The 17117-nt window shown below is 48.1% G+C and carries 17 protein-coding genes; 8 read left to right on the top strand and 9 right to left on the bottom strand.

Features of this window, described 5'->3' with window-relative positions; all coding sequences use genetic code 11:
* Positions 1–26 precede the first annotated feature (26 nt).
* The 3 genes from purN to AOC06_RS07150 are packed head-to-tail and all read left to right on the top strand — an operon-like array spanning position 27 to position 3437.
* Complete coding sequence (gene purN, locus AOC06_RS07160; protein ID WP_215379800.1) at positions 27–659, top strand: phosphoribosylglycinamide formyltransferase; 633 nt, start codon at positions 27–29, stop codon at positions 657–659.
* Positions 652–2184, top strand: a complete 1533-nt coding sequence (locus AOC06_RS07155; protein ID WP_215379798.1) for an RsmB/NOP family class I SAM-dependent RNA methyltransferase — start codon at positions 652–654, stop codon at positions 2182–2184. The genes purN and AOC06_RS07155 overlap by 8 nt, the downstream gene beginning before the upstream one ends.
* A gap of 59 nt (positions 2185–2243) precedes the next feature.
* Positions 2244–3437 (top strand): DesA family fatty acid desaturase, encoded by a 1194-nt coding sequence (locus AOC06_RS07150; protein WP_215379796.1) that lies wholly within the window; start codon positions 2244–2246, stop codon positions 3435–3437.
* 66 nt (positions 3438–3503) lie between these two features.
* Here the strand turns inward: AOC06_RS07150 and rpmG are convergent, their stop codons facing one another.
* From rpmG to radC, 3 genes are all read right to left on the bottom strand, one after another.
* Complete coding sequence (rpmG, locus tag AOC06_RS07145) at positions 3504–3671, bottom strand: 50S ribosomal protein L33 (RefSeq protein WP_088526346.1); 168 nt, start codon at positions 3669–3671, stop codon at positions 3504–3506.
* An 11-nt stretch (positions 3672–3682) separates the two neighbouring features.
* On the bottom strand, positions 3683–3916 hold the full coding sequence (gene rpmB, locus AOC06_RS07140; protein WP_076023792.1) for a 50S ribosomal protein L28: 234 nt from the start codon (positions 3914–3916) through the stop codon (positions 3683–3685).
* A 142-nt stretch (positions 3917–4058) separates the two neighbouring features.
* On the bottom strand, positions 4059–4742 hold the full coding sequence (gene radC, locus AOC06_RS07135; protein WP_369411336.1) for a RadC family protein: 684 nt from the start codon (positions 4740–4742) through the stop codon (positions 4059–4061).
* 42 nt (positions 4743–4784) lie between these two features.
* Between radC and AOC06_RS07130 the strand changes: the two genes are divergently transcribed.
* The gene (locus AOC06_RS07130) at positions 4785–5231 is read left to right on the top strand and encodes an FKBP-type peptidyl-prolyl cis-trans isomerase (protein WP_215351795.1); all 447 of its coding nucleotides are present in this window, start codon (positions 4785–4787) and stop codon (positions 5229–5231) included.
* A 9-nt stretch (positions 5232–5240) separates the two neighbouring features.
* Positions 5241–6182: a 4-hydroxy-3-methylbut-2-enyl diphosphate reductase gene (gene ispH, locus AOC06_RS07125; RefSeq protein ID WP_215379793.1), complete on the top strand. Its 942-nt coding sequence runs from the start codon at positions 5241–5243 to the stop codon at positions 6180–6182.
* 22 nt (positions 6183–6204) lie between these two features.
* Here the strand turns inward: ispH and AOC06_RS07120 are convergent, their stop codons facing one another.
* Together AOC06_RS07120 and AOC06_RS07115 are read right to left on the bottom strand one after the other, a co-directional pair.
* Positions 6205–7395, bottom strand: a complete 1191-nt coding sequence (locus tag AOC06_RS07120) for an acetylornithine transaminase (RefSeq protein WP_215379790.1) — start codon at positions 7393–7395, stop codon at positions 6205–6207.
* 39 nt (positions 7396–7434) lie between these two features.
* Positions 7435–8475, bottom strand: a complete 1041-nt coding sequence (locus AOC06_RS07115) for a CDP-6-deoxy-delta-3,4-glucoseen reductase (RefSeq protein ID WP_215379788.1) — start codon at positions 8473–8475, stop codon at positions 7435–7437.
* 26 nt (positions 8476–8501) lie between these two features.
* Here AOC06_RS07115 and AOC06_RS07110 point away from each other — a divergent pair, with 26 nt between their 5' ends.
* On the top strand, positions 8502–9398 hold the full coding sequence (locus AOC06_RS07110; protein ID WP_255879928.1) for an SDR family oxidoreductase: 897 nt from the start codon (positions 8502–8504) through the stop codon (positions 9396–9398).
* Here the strand turns inward: AOC06_RS07110 and AOC06_RS07105 are convergent.
* From AOC06_RS07105 to AOC06_RS07095, 3 genes are all read right to left on the bottom strand, one after another.
* Positions 9379–11151: a glutamine--tRNA ligase/YqeY domain fusion protein gene (locus tag AOC06_RS07105; RefSeq protein ID WP_215379786.1), complete on the bottom strand. Its 1773-nt coding sequence runs from the start codon at positions 11149–11151 to the stop codon at positions 9379–9381. The genes AOC06_RS07110 and AOC06_RS07105 overlap by 20 nt on opposite strands.
* A gap of 79 nt (positions 11152–11230) precedes the next feature.
* Entirely contained in the window at positions 11231–12733 is a 1503-nt protein-coding gene (locus AOC06_RS07100) for a tripartite tricarboxylate transporter permease (protein ID WP_215282047.1), read from the bottom strand.
* Positions 12734–12751: 18 nt separating this feature from the next.
* Complete coding sequence (locus AOC06_RS07095; RefSeq protein ID WP_215282046.1) at positions 12752–13210, bottom strand: tripartite tricarboxylate transporter TctB family protein; 459 nt, start codon at positions 13208–13210, stop codon at positions 12752–12754.
* 126 nt (positions 13211–13336) lie between these two features.
* Here AOC06_RS07095 and alaS point away from each other — a divergent pair, with 126 nt between their 5' ends.
* Positions 13337–15961: an alanine--tRNA ligase gene (gene alaS, locus AOC06_RS07090; protein ID WP_215379785.1), complete on the top strand. Its 2625-nt coding sequence runs from the start codon at positions 13337–13339 to the stop codon at positions 15959–15961.
* 14 nt (positions 15962–15975) lie between these two features.
* Positions 15976–16203 carry a sulfurtransferase TusA family protein gene (locus AOC06_RS07085; protein WP_215336970.1) on the top strand — a complete coding sequence of 76 codons (228 nt, stop codon included), beginning with the start codon at positions 15976–15978 and terminating at the stop codon, positions 16201–16203.
* A gap of 12 nt (positions 16204–16215) precedes the next feature.
* On the opposite strand, the gene galU is transcribed toward AOC06_RS07085, so the two are convergent.
* Positions 16216–17100 (bottom strand): UTP--glucose-1-phosphate uridylyltransferase GalU, encoded by an 885-nt coding sequence (gene galU, locus AOC06_RS07080; protein WP_215379783.1) that lies wholly within the window; start codon positions 17098–17100, stop codon positions 16216–16218.
* Between the last annotated feature and the right edge of the window lie 17 nt (positions 17101–17117).

Raw genomic sequence — 17117 nt, 5'->3', positions numbered from 1 at the left:
GGGTAGCCATCAATTATATTGTGGGCATGCTTTCAATCGTTACCTTAATCTCCGGCCGCGGATCCAATTTCGAGGCCATCGTCAAAACTGCCCAAAAAGAGGCTTGGCCAGTCATTTTTTCAGGGGTGATTGCCAATCATTCTGCCGCCAAGGGCCTTGATTTTGCTCGCTCAGAGGGTATTCCTGCTTTTACAGTTGAGCATCGTGCTCATGCAAGTCGAGAGTCTTTTGATGAGGCGCTTATTCATAAAATTGACCAATTAGGGGCTGATTTGGTCGTATTGGCTGGTTTCATGAGAATTCTGACCCCGCAATTTATTCGACATTTTGAAGGTCGTTTGATCAATATTCATCCTGCCTTATTGCCCCAGTTCCCCGGTTTGCATACCCATGAGCGGGCTTTAGAGGCAGGCGTGAAGACTCACGGGGCAACTGTCCACTTTGTCACTGAGGGAGTGGATGAAGGCCCCATCATTTGCCAAGCCTCAGTGCCAGTCTTGGAGGGCGATAGCGCCGAGGCTCTAGCTGCCCGTGTTTTGGCCGCTGAGCATCAAATCTACCCGCGGGCCGTAAAATGGTTCCTTGATGGACGATTGCGCATTGAAGGTAATCAAGTGAAGTTATCTCCCCCTGAGGCGCAATTTTTTAAATATGAGTAAAGAACGTTCACCGCGTGGGTCTGGCCCACGCAGCAGTAATACCAAAAGCTACGCAGCTAAAAGCCGAGATGCCTCAAAGCGTCCAGAGCGACGCAATGCCAGTGGTAACTTAATCGCTCCTGTTGGTCAAAAGAATTTCTCGAACGCCAAGGCCTTGCCTCAGCATGCAATTCATTTAGAGCGTTTATTGCCAGAACTCCTGAGTTTTGAGCAGCCAGCCGATCGAGTGGTGAGTCGCTATTTTCGTGCTGAGCCACAGCTGGGTAATCGCGACCGTGCTTTGATTGCAGAGAGTGCCTTTGCGATCTTGCGAAGAAAAAATGAGTTTGCTCAGTTTGCTGAGAGTGGGACTGGCTCACAAGCTAGACGTCTCGCTCTCTTGGGTTTGGTTTCCGCTCTCTCTGAGGGCGGTCTAGGCTCTGCTAATCGTACCGAGAGCGCGATTGCTGATCTTGCACATGTTCTCCAGCCTGGGGAGTACGAGTGGTTGCAGCGCTTCTCAACTGTCGACCCGCAAGCCCTAAATCCATTGGTGCGGAACAATTTACCTGAATGGTTATGGGATGCTTTTGGAGAGTATCCGGGTGAGGAGGCGCGCGAAGACTTAGCTAAAGCATTGATGCATCCGGCCTTGCTCGATTTAAGAGCCAACACCATGAAAATCAATCGCGAGCAATTGCTTGCCGATATGAATGCGCTCGGTGGTCGCTATCAAGCCATCCCGACTCCGTATGCTCCTGATGGTGTCCGCATCATGGGCAAGCCTGCCCTACAAAATACAGTGGCCTTTAAAGCTGGCGCTTTTGAAGTGCAAGATGAGGGCAGTCAATTATTGGCCTACTTGCTTGCCCCCAAGCGAGGCGAGATGGTAGTCGATTTTTGTGCTGGTGCAGGCGGTAAAACTTTAGCCATTGGAGCTCTGATGCGCTCGACAGGGCGCCTTTATGCTTTTGACACCTCAGAGCGTCGACTTGCGAACTTAAAGCCAAGACAAGCCCGCAGCGGCCTCTCAAATGTCCATCCTGTGTGGATTGATAGTGAGAACGATGCCAAGATCAAGCGCTTGGCCGGCAAGATTGATCGCGTCCTGGTGGATGCCCCCTGTAGTGGCATGGGCACTTTGCGACGTAACCCAGATCTAAAATGGCGTCAAACTCCTCAGGGAGTTTTAGAGCTCAATCAAAAGCAGACCAACATTTTGCATTCGGCTAGCCGCTTGCTCAAACCCGGGGGGCGCTTGGTATACGCCACCTGCAGTCTCCTGCCTCAGGAAAACCAAAAAATAGCGGAAGATTTTTTGGCCAATCATCCTGAGTTTGAGATTGTCCCTGCAGCGGAAGCGCTTAAGCCATTGTTTCCAAAGGATATTTTGCCAATTGGTTGCAGTAAAGACAATCCTTGGTGGCAGTTATGGCCCCATATTCATGGGACTGATGGCTTCTTTGGAGCTATTTTCCAAAGAAAAGCCAGCACTACGCCTCTCAAAGAGCTCTCCAAGAAGTCAAAAGAAGAGCCTGAGCAATAACCCTTGTGGTTAGAAGGTTCTAAAATAGAGGCTTAGTAGATCTTTTAGGACACTTCCTTTTGAATATCGTTTCAGGGTTTGATCAGTTTTTGCATTGGCTAGCGAATGGCTATCTCAATTGGGCCTGGTGGCAAATTGTGATTTTTACCTTGGTAGTGACACACATCACGATCGCAGGTGTAACCATTTTTTTGCACCGCTGCCAAGCGCATCGTGCACTAGATTTACATCCCATCGCATCTCATTTTTTCCGCTTTTGGCTTTGGCTCACTACAGGAATGGTCACTAAGGAATGGGCCTCAGTGCATCGTAAGCATCATGCGAAGTGTGAGACCGTTGATGATCCCCATAGCCCTCAAGTCTTGGGTATTCATACGCTATTGACTCGCGGTGCAGAGCTTTACAAAAAAGCAGCAGCCAACCCCGAGACCCTAGAAAAATTTGGTCATGGCACTCCTGATGATTGGATTGAACACAACATCTACTCCAGGTTTTCTTGGCAGGGCGTTGCTTTGATGCTCATCATCGATGTGTTTTTATTTGGTGTGGTGGGCTTAACAGTCTGGGCGGTGCAAATGTTATGGATTCCCGTGACTGCGGCTGGGGTGATTAATGGCATTGGACACTTCTGGGGTTACCGCAATTACGACTGCGAAGACGCCTCACGTAACATCATGCCATGGGGTATTTTGATTGGCGGAGAAGAGCTGCACAACAATCATCACACCTTTGCAACGAGTGCAAAGCTCTCAAGCAAATGGTACGAATTTGATATTGGATGGCTGTATATCCAGATGATGAGTGCAGTGGGTTTGGCTACTGTTAAGAAAACTTCGCCCAAGCCAGTCATGAGTAATTTACGTCCCGCAGACCAAGGCACCCTAGAAGCTATTATTGCCAATCGTTACGAGATCATGGCTCGCTACAGTAAAACCTTGCAACGCTTCTTTAGTAATGAGGTCCAGCATATGCAAGTTTTAGCAGGCCATTTAAGCGATGCCCGTTCGTGGTTGTGTAAAGACGAGACTCGCCTCAGTGAGCAAGAGAAACTTAAATTAGAAGAGTTGATTGCAGCGAATGCGCAGTTGGGGAAGATGATTGAAATGCGTCGCGAATTACAGATGCTGTGGACTCGGTCGAATGCCACAGGAGAGCAATTGGTGATGCAGTTGCATGCTTGGTGCCAACGTGCTGAAGATAGTGGTCTCAGCACTCTGCGTGATTTCTCATTGAGATTGCGTTGCTACGCTTAGGAATTCAGAATCCTTGCCAATAAAAAACCCGCATAGAGCGGGTTTTTTATTATCTGAAGAGGGTAATTACTTCAGCTTAGTTTCTTTGTAAGCAACGTGCTTGCGAATGGTTGGATCAAACTTCATGATCTCCATTTTCTCAGGCTTGGTACGCTTATTTTTTGTGGTTGTGTAGAAGTGACCAGTACCAGCTGATGACTCTAATTTGATTTTTTCTCTACCGCCTTTAGCCATTTGTGCGCTCCTTAAATTTCGCCACGTGCACGAAGATCAGACAACACAGCATCAATGCCGTTCTTGTCGATAACGCGCAAACCAGCATTGGTTAAGCGCAAGCTAACCCAACGGTTTTCAGATTCAACCCAAAAACGACGATTTTGCAGATTAGGCAAAAAGCGACGCTTGGTTTTATTGTTTGCATGGGAAACATTGTTGCCAACCATCGGCTTCTTCCCAGTGACTTGGCAAACTTTTGCCATGACAGACTCCATAATTGCGAAAAAAAGAGATTGTATCAGGCTAGACCCTATTTGAGCTAGCCCTAAATTGCTTTTACTAAGACTGTTTATATTAAGTGTGAAGTCTGGAGCGCTTAAATACCCAATAAGTTAGTAATTACTATCATTTCTGCGTATTTCTGATAAGCCCTGCATCTGAAAAGGAGAAAAAACCGCTGCTACTGACAATGCAATGGTCAAGCAGGGGAATATCCACCAGCTGGAGGGCTTTTTCAAGGGTTTTGGTCAGGTCCTGATCTGCCTGGCTTGGTAATGGGTTCCCACTAGGATGGTTATGTGCAACGATTAAGGCGCTGGCATTTCTTCCAAGTGCCTCCTTGAGGATTTCTCGGGGATAGACCGCAGTATGGGTGATAGACCCCCTGAAGAGCTCGTGGCATTCAATCAGGCGACAGCGGCTATCCAGATATAGACAAAGGAAAACCTCATGCGGTAGACGGCCAATTTTGGCTTGCAAGAACTCCCGAACATGGTGTGGGGAGGAAAAGATCGAGTCCTGGGCGAGTTTTTCCTCTAGGCTGCGTTTAACCAATTCATAGGCTGCCTGTATCTGTGACCATTTTGACCAACCCATTCCATGTATAGCAGTCAGCTCCTCAGGACTGCAGTTCAGCAGTTTCGGCAGGCTGCCAATCTGGGATAAAAGATCTTGCGCTAACTGAACGGCAGTTTTACCCTTCACCCCAACTCGCAGAAAAATGGCTAAAAGCTCTGCGTTGCTCAAGGCGTCTGCCCCAAGCGAGCGTAATTTCTCGCGGGGTTGCTCCGGCTTGGGCCATTTCGAAATCGGGGAATCTACGCATTGCGAGGGTCTCGCTACAATTGCAGGATGACCAAGCTCACTGTTTTGCCCAATTCCTATTTGACTTTGAACTACCGGCTCACCTTGCCGAGTGGGGCTGATTACATCAATACTTTTGTGGATCGACCTGCTACGGTGTTGATGGGTTCTGGACAATTTGCACCTTGTTTTGAAAAAGTACTACTCGGTTTGGAAGTGGGAGAGAGAAGAAGTGCATTGTTGGCACCGGAAGAAAGCTTTGGAGAGCGAAAAGAAGATCTAGTGCAGTGGGTTTCCCTGCAAGCGCTGAAAGAAGGGCGCGATGAGGATGTGGAATTCAACCCCGGTGATGTGATTGAGTTCAATGCGCCGAGTGGGGCTCAGTACGCAGGAGTATTGCAATCGATTAACGAGGAGGGTGCTTGGTTTGATTTCAATCACCCTTTGGCTGGGGTGGCAGTCAATTTCGAAGCGCAAATTGTGGCGATTATGTGAGAGTGATGCATGAGTGAGTCGAATGTTTTCGAGATTTTGATGGCTCAGCCCCGTGGCTTCTGTGCGGGCGTGGATCGAGCAATCAATATTGTGAACGAAGCGCTGAATCGTTTTGGTGCGCCAATTTATGTTCGTCATGAAATTGTCCACAACGCTTATGTAGTGGATGAGCTGCGAAATAAGGGCGCAGTATTTGTTGAAGAGTTGGATGAGGTGCCGAAAGGCGGAATTGTGGTGTTTAGCGCTCATGGCGTCTCTCAAGAAGTGAGAAAAGATGCAGAGGAGCGAGGCCTACAGGTATATGACGCAACTTGCCCCTTGGTGACTAAAGTGCATCTAGAGGTGATCAAGATGTGCAAAGAGGGCTTCACTGTTCTGATGATTGGACATGCAGGACACCCTGAGGTTGAAGGCACTATGGGACAGGTCAAGGAGGGTGTATTCCTGATTGAAAAGTTGGCCGATGTAGCAGGCTTATCTTTTTCACAAGATACCAAAATAGCTTTCGTCACCCAGACTACTTTATCGATTGATGAGACTAAAGAGATTGTTGTAGCACTGACAGAAAAATTTCCCAATATTGTTCAACCTCGTAAGCAAGATATTTGTTATGCAACCCAAAACCGACAAGATGCCGTGAAGTTCATGGCACCTCAGGTCGAGGTGGTCATTGTGGTCGGAAGTCAGACAAGCTCAAACTCGAATCGCTTGCGCGAACTTTCTGAAAAACTCGGTGTACCTTCCTACATGGTTGATGCGCCGGATCAGCTCAAGCCTGAATGGTTCGAAGGCAAGAAGCGGGTTGGTTTAACAGCCGGCGCTTCAGCCCCAGAGAGCTTGGCTCAGTCGATTGTGGCGCGCATCCAAGAGTTTGGACCGAGAAGTGTCAGACCCCTACCGGGGGTAGTTGAAGACGTTACTTTTTCACTGCCTAAAAATTTAGTAGATTAGTGCATTCAATCAGCAAGCAAACTTAGACTTGCTTTAAGAGCTCGCGGAGCATATTGCACATCTGTATGATCTCTTGATCAGCGATATTGAGTGCTGGCATGAAGCGGAGCAAGTTTGGTCTTGGTGAATTAATCAATAATCCCTCTGGACTGCGATCGCGAGCAAGCTCAACCAATTTAGGGCCGATATCTTTGCCGAGCATCAATGCTCTTAGTAAGCCTTCGCCACGTTCACCCTCGAGTCCAAACTCATTTACTAACTTAAGGAGTTCAGCGCGCAAGAGGGCGCCTTTGGCTTTGACTGCATCTAAAAATCCTGGAGCAAGTAACTGCTCAATAACGCTCATGCCTACAGCGGTCATGAGTGGATTGCCGTTATAGGTGCCGCCCTGATCGCCGGGTACAAAACATGCAACAGCATCGGTTGCAAGGACCGCAGCAAGAGGGACGCCACCACCAATCCCTTTGCCTAAACTCATGATGTCAGGCTCAATGTCGTACAGCTGGTGTGCAAAGAGTTTGCCTGTTCGTCCACATCCAGCTTGTACTTCATCCACAATCAAAAGAATATTGTGTTCTTTGGTGAACTTGCGCAAGTCCTTCATAAATTCAGGGTCTGCAGGTATGACACCGCCTTCTCCTTGAACAGGTTCTAGCATCACCGCAACCGTCTTCTCGTTAACTAATTTTTTAACCGAGTCCAAATCATTCAGATCTGCTTTTGGAAAACCAGGCACTTGCGGCGCGAATAAGGTATCCCAGCCTGGTTTGCCGGAGGCGCTCATCGTGGCTAAGGTGCGCCCGTGAAAGCTGTGATCAAAGGTAATGATCTCGAAAGCGCCGCCTTTATGGAGTTGCCCCCATTTACGCGCCAATTTAATGGCACCTTCGTTAGCTTCAGCTCCGCTGTTGGCAAAAAAGACTTTGTCAAAACAACTATTGCTCGTTAAGAGATCTGACAAACCAATCATTGGTTCGTTATAAAAAGCGGGGCTGGGATTGATCAGCTTCTTAGCTTGTGTAATTAGTGCAGAAATCATGCCAGGGTTACCATGACCGAGACAATTGACCGCCCAACCTTGCAGAAAATCTAAATAGCGTTTGCCGTTGTTATCTGTTAACCAAGATCCCTCACCTTCAACCATGACCACGTCAGGCCGCTGTGTGATGAACATCACTGAGTGGGTATCAATAGTAGCTGGTGCTTTGTTCATGTCTTTTGGAAGATAAGGGATTCAGGCAAGACCTTATTATTACGCAGATGCGAGATCTGCGGCGCTGGTGAATGAGTCTGCGAAAAATTCTTCTTCAGGCAAATGACATTTTGATGAAAAGTCTTGTCGTGCTGCATTCACCATCACTGGCGCTCCACAGGCATAGACCTGGAAGGCAGACAAATCCGGGTGGTCTTGCATTACTGCAGCGTGCACAAAGCCGGTACGGCCAGTCCAAGCGTCTTCAGCCAGGCCATCGGAAATGACTGGCGTATAGGTAAATTCAGGAATCTCTTTGGCCCAGGCCTGGCACATTTCATCAAGATAAAGATCGCTGGGGCGACGGCCGCCCCAATAGAGATGAATGGGGCGAGTGATCTTTTTAGCCTGCATCTGCTCAATGATCGATTTAATCGGCGCAAAGCCAGTTCCAGCGGCAACAAAAATAATGGGTTTTTGAGAATCTTCTCTCAAGAAAAAGCTACCTAAGGGGCCTTCAAAACGTAGGATGTCTTTCTCTTTTAAAGCGGGCGTTGTTTTGCCGAAGACAAAGTCTGTAAACAAGCCGCCAGGTAGATGGCGAATATGAAGCTCAAGCGGACCCTCAGCGACTGGGGGTGTTGCGATTGAGTAAGCACGTCTTTGCCCATCCTTTAAGAGAAACTCAATGTATTGACCCGCTAAATATTGGAACCGATCTGTAGCGGGCAACTGGAGTTTAAGAATCGCAACATCAGCACTTGGCATGGATAGGGATGCAACACGGCAAGGCACCTTACGCACTGGCATATCTCCACCCCCTTGAATCTCGCGAGCTTCAATCAAGAGATCCGATTGAGGATGGCAGCAGCAGAATAAAGCAGATCCAGCGGCTTCATCGTTAGGCGAGAGGGCGCTAGCGCTATGTTGCCCGTGGGTTACTTGACCTTCGAGTATCTTGCCCTTGCAGGAGCCACAGGCACCATTTTTACAGCCATAGGGTAGTTGTATATTGTGACGCAGAGCCGCCTCGAGCACGTTTTCATCGGCGTTAACCTCAAATTGTTTGCCGCTCGCTTTGATGGTGACTTGGTAAGACATTCTCATTCCTTTAATAAATCGTTACGATGTCAGTTATGCAATCGTTTGGTAAACCTCGAATTCTGATTATTGGCTGCGGCGACATTGGTCTGCGCGTAGCCAAACAACTCATTCGTCACTACAAAGTCTTTGCTTTAACTTCTCAAGTGAGCCGGTTTGCTGAACTCAGAGCGGTTGGAGCTGTACCGCTTTTAGGCAATCTGGACGAACTCGATAGCTTATGGCGTTTAAGTGCAATCGCAGAAACAGTCATTCATTTGGCACCCCCACAAAATAGGGGCCATTTGGACCAGCGCACTCGAAATCTCATTCGAATTTTATCCCAAAGACCCAATCAGGTCCGACGCCTCATCTATGTCAGTACCACAGGTGTCTATGGCAATCATGCAGGCGCTTATGTCAGCGAAACTACCCCCGTTCACCCCGAAAGCGAAAGGGCTTGGCGGCGCGTCGATGCTGAGCGTTGCTTGAGGTTATGGGCGCCAGCGCATAGGGTCTTGTTGACTATCTTGAGGGTTCCGGGGATTTATGCGCCGAATCGTTTGCCGCTCGAACGCTTAGAGGCCAAGACACCAGCACTAATACCCGAGGAAGACGCTTATTCCAATCACATTCATAGCGAAGATCTTGCAAGGTTGGTATGTGCCACGGTTTATCACGGTAAACCACAGAGGGTGATTAACGCCTGCGATGGTGGTGAAACGAAGATGGGTGATTACTTTGATCAGGTTGCTGACGCATTTGCATTGGTAAGACCACCAAGACTGCCTGCTGAGCAATTACAAAAAATCGTGAGTCCAATGCTCTGGTCTTTTATGCGTGAGTCTCGACGGGTCATGAATACCCGCCTGGGTGAATTGAAAACGACTTTGCGCTACCCGAGCGTAGCGGCATTCCTCAAAACTATTTCCAAGAATCCTTAAGTCCAACCGCGCGATTGAAAACTGGCTTGCCTGGTTTGGAGTCAAGTTGATCGGCAACAAAATAACCATGTCGCTCGAACTGAAAGCGCTCTTCTGGTTTCGCTTCTTTCATACAGGGCTCTAAGTAAGCGGTGATCATTTGCTTGGAGTGAGGGTTGATTGCATCTAGGAAATTCTTATCGCCGCTATCTGGATGAGGATCATTAAAGAGGTGGTCGTAAAGGCGGACTTCAGCTGGCACAGCCTCCTGAACGCTGATCCAATGAATATTCCCTTTAACTTTGTAGTTATTGGATCCTGCTGTACCGCTTTTACTATCGGGGAAGTAATTTGCATTGACTTGAGTGATATTGCCCGCAGCATCTTGTTCAAAGCCGGTGCACTCAATCACAAAACCATGACGTAAACGAACTCGGCTACCAGCTTGATCACCTATGGGTGGATACAGCCTGAAGAAGCCTTTGATTGGCTCTTTCATAAAATCATCTGCCTCAATCCACAGCTCGCGTGTGAAATGAAAATCACGGTTACCCCACTCGGAGTGCTGAGGGTGACGCGGTGCGGAGCAGAGCTCACTGGCTTGCTCATCAAAGTTTTGTATTACCAGCTTGAGGGGCTTTAGAACGGCGGTTGCGCGAGGAGCTCTGACTTCAAGATCATCCCGCAAAGCTTGCTCAAGTGTGCTCATATTAATCCAGCTATCCGCTTTAGAGACGCCAATGCGTTCACAAAATAAACGAATGCTTTCGGGGGTGTAGCCACGCCGACGTATGCCAACAATGGTGGGCATACGGGGGTCATCCCAGGCATCAACATGTTTTTCTTCTACCAGCTGGAGAAGTTTTCTTTTGCTGGTAATCGTGTAAGTCAGATTCAGACGAGCGAATTCGTATTGGTGTGGCAGAGGTCCCTTGAAGACGCCCGCTTCTTTTAAGGCATTGAGAACCCAGTCATACAGTGGGCGATTATTTTCAAACTCCAGGGTGCAGATCGAGTGAGAAACATTTTCAAGCGCATCAGAAATGCAATGCGTGAAGTCATACAGCGGATAGATACACCACTTATTACCAGTGCGATGGTGGTCAGTATGGCGAATGCGATATACCACAGGGTCTCGCATCACAATATTCGGATGGGCCATATCAATCTTTAAGCGTAATACGTGTTCACCATCTTTGAACTTGCCGTCACGCATGTCCCGAAAGAGTTGTAAATTTTCTTCAGATGTGCGTTCGCGATAGGCGCTATTTTTTCCGGCTTGACCAAAGTTGCCGCGATTGGTGTGAATGTCATCTGCGCTTTGACTATCAACATAGGCTTTGCCATGCTGAATCAGAATTTCAGCAAATTCATAGAGGCGATCAAAATAATCGCTTGCATGATAAAGATGTGTTCCCCAATCAAAACCAAGCCATTTCACAGCATCCAAAATACTCTCTGCATATTCCACATCTTCTTTGACGGGATTGGTGTCATCTAAACGCATATTGCAACGAGCTCCCCCGGGAAGCTGGTTGTAATCTTCTGCTAAGCCGAAATTGAGGCAAATGCTTTTGGCATGACCAATGTGCAGATAGCCATTGGGTTCTGGTGGGAAGCGCGTAATGATAGTTGGCAATCCATGTCCCTCACTATCGCTACGTCCAGCATATGCACCACTTGCTAAATCGTGATCAATAATTTGGCGCAGAAAATTAGATGGCTCTGTTACCGAGCTAGGACTGGATTTAGCTGATTTGCTTTCTTGGGACATTCCAACATTGTAAGGAAATCCTTGCGCTCAAAGAAAAAGCCCGCAAACTGCTGCGGGCTTGGTTCTAGGCGAATACTACTTATTCCTCTACGAATGCTTCCTCGCGGGTTTTCTTAACCGCTGGCAGTGCCACAATCACAACCAAGAGGGCTGCAGCAATTAACAGACCCAGGGAGAGTGGACGGGTAAAGAAGGTCGAGAAATCTCCACGTGATAACAATAGGGCGCGGCGGAAGTTTTCTTCCATCATGGGTCCCAAGATAAAACCCAGTAGCAGTGGAGGTGGCTCGCAGCCCAGTTTGGTAAACAAGTAACCGACTAGACCAAACACAGCAGTGATGTAGACATCAAACACGGTGTTGTTAACGGTGTAGACGCCAATACAGCAGAAGACCAGGATGGCTGGATACATAAAGCGATATGGGATCTTCAGAAGCTGTACCCACATTCCAATCAGTGGCAAGTTCAAAATGATCAGCATCATATTGCCGATCCACATGGACGCAATCAAGCCCCAAAAGAGAGCTGGATTACTCGTCATCACCTGGGGTCCTGGTTGGATGTTATGAATTGTCATGGCACCAACCATGAGCGCCATCACAGCATTTGGTGGAATACCCAAAGTGAGCAATGGAATGAAGGAGGTTTGTGCGGCAGCGTTATTTGCTGACTCTGGGCCAGCAACACCCTCAATAGCGCCCTTACCGAATTCATGGCTGTACTTGGAAGTTTTCTTCTCTACAGAGTAAGCGCCAAATGAAGCCAAAGCAGCGCCACCTCCAGGCAGGATGCCTAAAATAGAACCAATGGTTGTACCGCGCAAGATGGCAGGAATCATGCGCTTAATGTCTTGCTTGGTTGGAATCATGGTGGTCATCTTGTTCAAGAAGCCCTCATCCTCACCTTTCTTTTCAAGGTTGGTCATGATTTCAGCAAAACCAAATACGCCCATCGCAACGGCAACAAAGCCAATACCATCGCTCAACTCTGGAATATCGAATGCATAACGGGATACACCAGAGTTAACGTCAGTCCCAACCAGACCCATTAATAGACCAAGCACAATCATGCCGATCGCCTTGATCAAGGATCCAGAGGCGAGCACAACAGCGCCGATAAGGCCGAGGACCATCAAGGAAAAATATTCAGCAGGACCAAACTTAAATGCAAGTTGAGAAAGGGGGGCAGCAAAGGCGGCAAGCACTAAAGTTGCTACGCAACCAGCGAAGAAAGATCCCATGCCTGCAGTAAAGAGTGCTACACCCGCTCGACCATTGCGAGCCATTTGATAGCCATCAATTGCAGTGACCACCGAGGACGTCTCTCCCGGAATATTGAGCAAAATGGCTGTAGTAGAGCCGCCGTATTGGGAGCCATAGTAAATACCAGCCAACATAATCAGGGCGGCTGTGGGTGGAAGTGCGTAGGTTGCTGGCAAGAGCATTGCAATAGTGGCAATGGGACCAAGGCCGGGCAATACTCCAATGAGCGTGCCCAGGATGCAGCCGATAAAGCAATACAGAAGATTCTGTAGGGTGAAGGCGGTATCGAAACCGAGCGCTAGATTGCTAAATAAATCCATTTTGAGTGTCCCGGTTAATTATTGAAAGAAGAAGGGAAGTAATGGGAACTGCAATTTGAGTCCCAGCACAAAAACTAAATAGGTCGAGGCGGCCAAGACCACCGCATTGACCAAGGTGCCCCTCCAATTGAACTCATGACTAGCGTAGGCTGAAGTAAACACCAGTACCAGAATAGCGAAGGCAAAGCCCATGATGGGGAGCAGAACGCCATAAAGAATGACTGATCCAGTAATTAGCCCAATAATTTTCCAGTTAAAAGTTGGAATCTTTTCAATGGCTGCCTTGGCGCTGAGTGACTTTACTAAAACAAGTAAGCCGATGGCAGTAAGGAGTATTCCGATCCAAAATGGAAAGTAACCGGGCCCCATTTTGGCAGGCGTCCCCATTTGATACTGGCTGGCTAGATAGGCAAAAAAGATACCGACCACCATGTACATCAGGCCAGCACCAAAATCTTTTTGATTACGGATTTCCACAAAATCTCCTTGTGTATCGGCATTTGTGCCGATTTATTTATATCAAAGCTGATGAATTGTAAGGCAGACCTAGAGACCTCTTTCTAGGGTTTGCCCTAGATTTGGGCCAATGCGATAATTATTCACATGAAAGTCTCCCAAATTCGCCAAGCCTACCTGGATTTCTTTGCCAGCAAGGGCCACCAAATTGTCCCATCTAGCCCTGTAGTGCCTGGAGATGATCCGACCCTGCTGTTTACGAATGCAGGGATGAATCAATTTAAAGACGTTTTCTTAGGGTTTGATAAGCGCCCCTATAGCAGGGCAACAACGGCACAGAAATGTATTCGGGCAGGTGGTAAGCATAATGATTTAGATAATGTGGGTTACACCGCACGTCACCACACTTTCTTTGAAATGCTGGGCAACTTCTCTTTTGGGGATTACTTTAAGAAAGAGGCGATCCAGTTTGCATGGGATCTGCTGACACAGGTCTTCAAACTACCCAAAGAAAAACTTCTCGTTACTGTGTATGCCGAGGATGATGAAGCTTATGCGATTTGGAAAGATCAGATTGGCGTCCCTGCTGAACGGATTATTCGGATTGGCGATAACAAGGGCGCGCGTTACGCTTCTGATAATTTCTGGATGATGGGTGATACGGGTCCATGCGGCCCCTGTACTGAAATTTTTTACGATCATGGTGAGCATATTCCAGGAGGTCCTCCTGGCAGCCCCGATGAGGATGGCGATCGCTTCATCGAGATTTGGAATAACGTCTTCATGCAATTTAATCGCGATGAAGCGGGCAATATGCATCCTCTACCTAAGCCTAGCGTAGATACGGGCATGGGCCTTGAGCGCATTGCAGCAGTTCTGCAACAGGTGCATTCCAATTATGAAATCGACTTATTTGTTCACTTATTAAAGGCTGCTAAAGAAGCAGTCGATGCTGCTGGTGGAGGCCATTGCGACGCGAATAGTCCATCCTTAAAAGTGATTGCAGATCATATTCGTGCCTGCAGCTTTGTGGTGGTTGATGGTGTGATCCCCGGTAATGCTGGGCGCGGTTATGTTCTGCGCCGAATTGCGCGTCGTGCGATTCGTCATGGATATAAGCTAGGTGCACGTAAGCCTTTCTTCTATCAATTGGTTCCTGCCTTAGTCAAAGAGATGGGTGAGGCATACCCAGAACTTCGGGCGGCGCAAGATAAAGTCGGCGAAGTTTTGAAACAAGAAGAAGAGCGCTTCTTCCAGACCATTTCAAATGGCATGGAAATCCTCGAGAGCGCTCTAGCAGGTGGCGCAACAGTGGTTGATGGTGAGACCGCTTTCCGTCTACATGACACCTTTGGATTTCCATTGGATTTAACCGCAGATGTTTGTCGTGAACGAGGCGTTACCGTAGATGCAGAAGGCTTCGAGCAAGCGATGCAAAAGCAACGGGATCAAGCTCGAGCTGCAGGTAAATTCAAAGTAGCACAAGGGCTGGAGTATTCAGGTAAGCCAACCCATTTTCATGGGTACGAGAACCTCAAGCATGAGGGTGCTAGTGTTACAGCTCTTTATGTAGACGGCGCCCCAGTGCAGGCAATTCAGGCTGGCGATGCCGCCGTTGTGGTTTTAGACAATACCCCGTTCTATGCTGAGTCAGGCGGTCAGGTTGGTGATCAAGGTGAGTTACGTAACGAGACTGCTCGCTTTGGCGTGCAAGATACTTTCAAAATTCAGGCCGCTGTCTTTGGGCATCAAGGCGAATTGCTGGAGGGTGAGTTGAAGGTTGGTGATTCGCTCACTGCGATTGTAGATAGAAAGCTTCGCCTCGATACGATGCGTAACCATAGCGCAACTCATATCCTCCATAAAGCATTGCGCGAAGTGCTGGGTGATCATGTTCAGCAAAAAGGTTCTTTAGTGGATGCTACTAAAACCCGTTTTGACTTTACGCATAATGCCCCGATCTCTTCAGAAGAAATTCGCCGCATCGAAGATATTGTCAATGCCGAAATTTTGGCCAATGCTGCTACCTCAGCCAAAGTCATGTCATTAGATGACGCACAGAAGACTGGGGCTATGATGCTCTTTGGTGAGAAGTACGGTGAAGAAGTGCGCGTATTGGAAATTGGCAGCTCAAAAGAGTTATGCGGCGGCACTCACGTACAACGTACCGGCGATATTGGTAGCCTAAAGATTCTGTCTGAGAGCGGTGTGGCTGCTGGCATTCGTCGGGTAGAAGCAGTTACAGGTAGCAACGCCCTCCATTTTCTACAAGACCTAGAAGATCGCGTGAATGAGGCGGCAACGATTCTCAAAACGCATCCCGGAGATTTAGTGAACCGCGTGACGCAATTACAAGAAAGTTTGCGACATGCGGAGCGTGAGCTAGAGAAAGTCAATTCCAAATTGGCTGCTAGCCAAGGTGATGAATTAGCTAGTCAAGCGATTGAAGTCAATGGAATCAAAGTATTAGCAGCTCGACTGGATGGCGCAGATGCGCAAGTCTTGCGCGAAACGATGGATGCTCTTAAAGGCAAACTCAAGACCGCTGCGATTGTATTGGCTTCAGTGCAAGGTGATAAGGTGAGTTTGATTGCAGGCGTTACTGCCGACACGATTGCTAAAGTGAAAGCAGGTGATCTCGTTAACTTCGTTGCCCTGCAAGTTGGCGGTAAGGGTGGTGGTAAGCCCGAAATGGCGATGGCGGGCGGCACGAATGCTGCTGCTCTTCCTGCGGCGTTAGCTGGAGTGAAAGATTGGGTTGCGAGTAAATGAGTGAGAACTTGAATATGGTCTTTAATGCAGAAGTCGATGCGATTGGTATGAATTGCCCACTACCCATTTTGCGTACCAAGAAGGCTTTAGCTAATATGCAATCAGGCGAAGTATTGAAGATCAAAGCAACCGATGCTGGCGCAGTGCATGACTTCCCTGCGTTTGCCAAGCAAACTGGCAATGAACTGCTTGCTGCTGGAAAAGAAGGTGATGTTCTGATCTTCTTTATGAAAAGAAGATAAGCGACACCTAATTTAGGCCAGAGAGCGACTTTTCAGGTACGCAGCAAAGTCAGCGCCAACTTCTGGGTGGCGTAAGGCAAATTCAATCGAAGCCTTGAGGTAGCCAAGCTTGCTGCCGCAGTCATAGCGGACACCGCTGTACTCATAAGCAAATACGGGCTCTTCCTTGAGAAGAGATGCAATGGCATCAGTTAATTGAATTTCGCCACCAGCGCCTGGTTTGAGGTCGCGGATGTGTTGAAAAATATTTGACGATAGTACATAACGGCCCACAACTGCCAGATTGGATGGCGCATCTTTCGGTTGGGGTTTCTCTACGATGCCATCGAGACGATATATTCCCTTGCTCACTTCTGATCCCGAAACAATTCCATAAGAACTGCTCTTGGCGGGATCAATTTTTTCTACTGCCAGCACTGAACCTTTTTGAGCATCATGCACAGCGAGCATTTGCTTGAGAACAGCGGGCTGACCATCCAATAAGTCATCCGCCAGGATGATGGCAAAGGGTTCATCACGGACGAGTTTCTCTGCGCATAGAACGGCATGACCCAGACCTAGGGCTTCAGGTTGACGGACATAAACACAGTCGACATGACTTGGTTTGACATTGCGGACGATCTCCAGGAGGGCTTGTTTATTCTTGGCCTCTAACTCTGCTTCTAGTTCGTATGCTTTATCAAAGTGATCTTCAATGGCGCGTTTGCTACGACCTGTAACGAAAATCATTTCAGTAATACCAGCCGCAATAGCCTCTTCAGCCGCGTATTGAATCAATGGCTTGTCAACCACGTTCAACATTTCCTTTGGACTAGCCTTGGTGGCTGGCAAGAAGCGAGTGCCCAAACCGGCAACTGGGAAGACGGCTTTCGTAACAGGTTTATTCAAAGTGGTCATATCGCGCAGTTATTGAT

The organism is Polynucleobacter paludilacus (assembly GCF_018687595.1).
Classification (GTDB): Bacteria; Pseudomonadota; Gammaproteobacteria; order Burkholderiales; family Burkholderiaceae; genus Polynucleobacter; species Polynucleobacter paludilacus.
The sequence above is the reverse complement of the archived record's forward strand: the minus strand, read 5'-3'. Positions and strand labels throughout refer to the sequence as shown.

Bases quoted from the DNA above. Each gene is read 5' to 3' on its own strand.
- AOC06_RS07105 (WP_215379786.1), bottom strand. From the start codon at position 11,151: ATGTCCCAAGAAAGCAAATCAGCTAAATCCAGTCCTAGCTCGGTAACA.
- rpmB (WP_076023792.1), bottom strand. From the start codon at position 3,916: ATGGCAAAAGTTTGCCAAGTCACTGGGAAGAAGCCGATGGTTGGCAAC.
- AOC06_RS07100 (WP_215282047.1), bottom strand. From the start codon at position 12,733: ATGGATTTATTTAGCAATCTAGCGCTCGGTTTCGATACCGCCTTCACC.
- AOC06_RS07130 (WP_215351795.1), top strand. From the start codon at position 4,785: ATGACCAAGCTCACTGTTTTGCCCAATTCCTATTTGACTTTGAACTAC.
- AOC06_RS07085 (WP_215336970.1), top strand. From the start codon at position 15,976: ATGGTCTTTAATGCAGAAGTCGATGCGATTGGTATGAATTGCCCACTA.
- galU (WP_215379783.1), bottom strand. From the start codon at position 17,100: ATGACCACTTTGAATAAACCTGTTACGAAAGCCGTCTTCCCAGTTGCC.
- rpmG (WP_088526346.1), bottom strand. From the start codon at position 3,671: ATGGCTAAAGGCGGTAGAGAAAAAATCAAATTAGAGTCATCAGCTGGT.
- AOC06_RS07110 (WP_255879928.1), top strand. From the start codon at position 8,502: ATGTCAGTTATGCAATCGTTTGGTAAACCTCGAATTCTGATTATTGGC.
- purN (WP_215379800.1), top strand. From the start codon at position 27: ATGCTTTCAATCGTTACCTTAATCTCCGGCCGCGGATCCAATTTCGAG.
- AOC06_RS07120 (WP_215379790.1), bottom strand. From the start codon at position 7,395: ATGAACAAAGCACCAGCTACTATTGATACCCACTCAGTGATGTTCATC.
- ispH (WP_215379793.1), top strand. From the start codon at position 5,241: ATGAGTGAGTCGAATGTTTTCGAGATTTTGATGGCTCAGCCCCGTGGC.
- alaS (WP_215379785.1), top strand. From the start codon at position 13,337: ATGAAAGTCTCCCAAATTCGCCAAGCCTACCTGGATTTCTTTGCCAGC.
- AOC06_RS07155 (WP_215379798.1), top strand. From the start codon at position 652: ATGAGTAAAGAACGTTCACCGCGTGGGTCTGGCCCACGCAGCAGTAAT.
- AOC06_RS07115 (WP_215379788.1), bottom strand. From the start codon at position 8,475: ATGTCTTACCAAGTCACCATCAAAGCGAGCGGCAAACAATTTGAGGTT.